2 protein-coding genes are annotated in these 2,731 nt (G+C 75.1%); both read left to right on the top strand.

Going from position 1 to position 2,731, the window contains the following annotated elements:
* Positions 1-1,113: M4 family metallopeptidase (locus VR45_RS39895; RefSeq protein ID WP_045944871.1), on the top strand; the 1,113-nt coding region annotated here is incomplete at its 5' end.
* A gap of 340 nt (positions 1,114-1,453) precedes the next feature.
* Positions 1,454-2,539 carry a hypothetical protein gene (locus VR45_RS46470; protein ID WP_045944872.1) on the top strand — a complete coding sequence of 362 codons (1,086 nt, stop codon included), beginning with the start codon at positions 1,454-1,456 and terminating at the stop codon, positions 2,537-2,539.
* Positions 2,540-2,731: the final 192 nt, after the last annotated feature.

Here is a 2,731-nt window from a genome sequence, read left to right on the forward strand (position 1 = left end):
TACATGGACAAGCCCTCCAAGGACGGCGCCTCCAAGGACTACTGGTACGCCGGGATCGGCTCCAGCGACGTCCACTTCTCCTCCGGCCCGGCCAACCACTGGTTCTACCTGGCCTCCGAGGGCAGCGGCGCCAAGCTCGTCAACGGCGTGGCCTACGACTCGCCGACCTCCGACGGCCGACCGGTCAACCCGATCGGGCGTGAGGCCGCCGCGGCCATCTGGTACCGCGCCCTCAGCACCCACATGACCTCCGCCACCGACTACGCCGGTGCCCGCACCGCCACCCTCAAGGCCGCCGCCGAGCTGTACGGCGCCGACAGCCCCGCCTACCGCAACACCGCCAACGCCTGGGCCGCCGTCAACGTCGGACCCCGCATCACCACCGGCGTCACCCTGACCAGCCCCGGCGACCAGGTCACCCGGACCGGCGCCGCCGTGAACCTCCGGACCGAGGCCACCAGCAGCAACGCCGGGCCGCTCACCTACACCGCCACCGGGCTGCCCGCCGGCCTGGCGATCGACGCCTCCACCGGCGTGATCACCGGCACCCCCACCACCCAGGCCGACAGCACCGTCACCCTCACGGCCACCGACCCCACCGGGGCCTACGACGCGGTGTCGTTCTCCTGGACCACCTACACCGTCGGCCAGTGCGCCACCGCCCAACTGTTCGCCAACCCCGGCTTCGAGGACGGCCCCGTCGCCTGGACCGCGTCGAACGGCCGGACCGTCGACTCCACCAACCCCTACACCCTCCCGCACAGCGGAGTGTGGAAGGCCTGGCTGGGCGGGCACGGCAGCACCAGCACCGACACCCTGGCCCAGAACGTCCACATCCCGTACGGCTGCCGGGCGGTGCTGACCTTCTGGGTGCACATCAGCACGGACGAGGGCACCACGACCGTGCCCTACGACAAGCTGACCGTCCAGGCCGGTGACACCGTGCTGGCCACCTGGTCCAACCTGGACGCGACCACCGGTTACGTCGAGCGGAGCGTCGACCTGTCCTCGTACGCGGGCCGGTATGTCGACGTGCGTTTCGTGGGCCGGGAGGACCTCGCGGCCCGGACGACCTACCTGATCGACGACACCGCGGTCACCCTCGGGAACTGACCCACCGGCAGGACCGTCGGCACGCCCCCCAGGACCGCCGCCCACCGGGCGGCGGTCCGCCGGGGGCACCGCTGACATGAGCCCCCCCGCGTTCCGTCGGGTCGACCCGGAGGCCTCCGGTAACGGTCCGACAACGGAGCGGGACGCGCGGGGCCACCACCGCTCTCCCCCTGGGAAGTCGAGAAAGAGGCCCCGCGACTCCGGGACCCGTCCTGCTCGTTCGAGGGACGGATCGCGGGTCGTGGCAGGTCGTGCGACTTCCACCTGACGTCGATCGAACTGGGCGACGTCCTCTCCGCGGTGCGAGGTCGCGCGCAGGGGACAGCCGGACGGGACCTGCATGCCACCCACCGTCGGAGCACTGACGGACGCCCAGCTCCGGGCGCTCCTGCCGTCGAAGGACCTGGCGCAGCACGCCGTCGAGGAGCTGACGCGCCGGTACGGCGATGTGATCCTGGCCTGCGTGCTGGAACTCTGCGCCACCGCGGACGACGCGCGGGAGCTGGCAGCGGAGGCCGTCGCCAGAACCGTCGACGCCCACCACCGGGGCTCGACGCCCGGCCCGTCCTGGATCGTCTCCCTGCTCGGCGAGGCGCGCCACCTCGCGGCGAGGAGGGCGGAGACGGGACGGCGCGGCACGCTCTCGCCCGGGTTCCTGGACTGGTTCGACGAGGGGGCCGGAGCGCACCCGGGCGACCGGGCCGCCCGCTGCGCGGCGGAGGACGACAGTCCGTTGCTGCGCTCGCTCGCCACGCTCACCGATCCGCAGGCGGCACAGCTGTGGCGGGCCCTCGTGGCACCGCCCGGCCCGGACGCCCCGCCCCCGGACACCCGGCGGACGCTCGCCGACGCCTATCTGCGGCTGTTCGTCGCGACCGTGCCGGACCGGCGCTGCCGCCACCTGGCCGTGCCGTTGTCCGAGAGCGCTGCCGGGAGCGCCACCGGGAGTGCCGCCGGGAGCGGGGGAGCTGGCGTCGCCGGGAGCGCGGCCGCAGGTGTCGGCGAGGACGCGCCGGTGACCGTCGACCTGGCCCGTCACCTGGCCCGCTGTCCCCGCTGCGGCAGGGCTCTGGAGGACCTCGCGGCCGTGCACCGCTGGGACGTCGACCTGCTGCGGAGCGAGCTGTTCGGCTGTTCCCGCCGACCGTCCGGCAGGCCCGGGCCCGCGGAAACCTGCGGCGGCGCACGGCCCCGGGGGAGCGGACCCCGCTTCCACCGATCTGCCCGCACCGGTGGTGCACCGGCCGGTCGCGGGGAGGAGCCGGCCCCCGGGTCCGCGACGGTGGGGTCTGCTGACGGTCGTCGGCGCCGGGGCGGTGGTGTCGGCGCTGGGCCTGCTGCCGACGGCGGCACCGGACGGCGGCGCCGCCCACACGCCGACGGCCGCGCCCCCGCGGCCCCTCCCGGCGTCCGTATCCTCGGGTGACATGCCGGCCTCCGGTCCGCAGCGCCCGACACCGGTGCCGACGCCGACCCGGGCCGCGAGCCGATCGCCCCGGGACACTCCGGTACCGTCCTCCGCCGCACCCCGCCTCCCGGAGCCGCCCGTGCTCCCGTCCCCGACGCCGTCCCTCGCGCTCCCCGCTCCCGCCCCGTCCTCCGCCCCGTCGGCCGGGCG

The organism is Streptomyces sp. NRRL S-495 (genome assembly GCF_000966955.1).
GTDB classification, from domain to species: Bacteria; Actinomycetota; Actinomycetes; order Streptomycetales; family Streptomycetaceae; genus Kitasatospora; species Kitasatospora purpeofusca.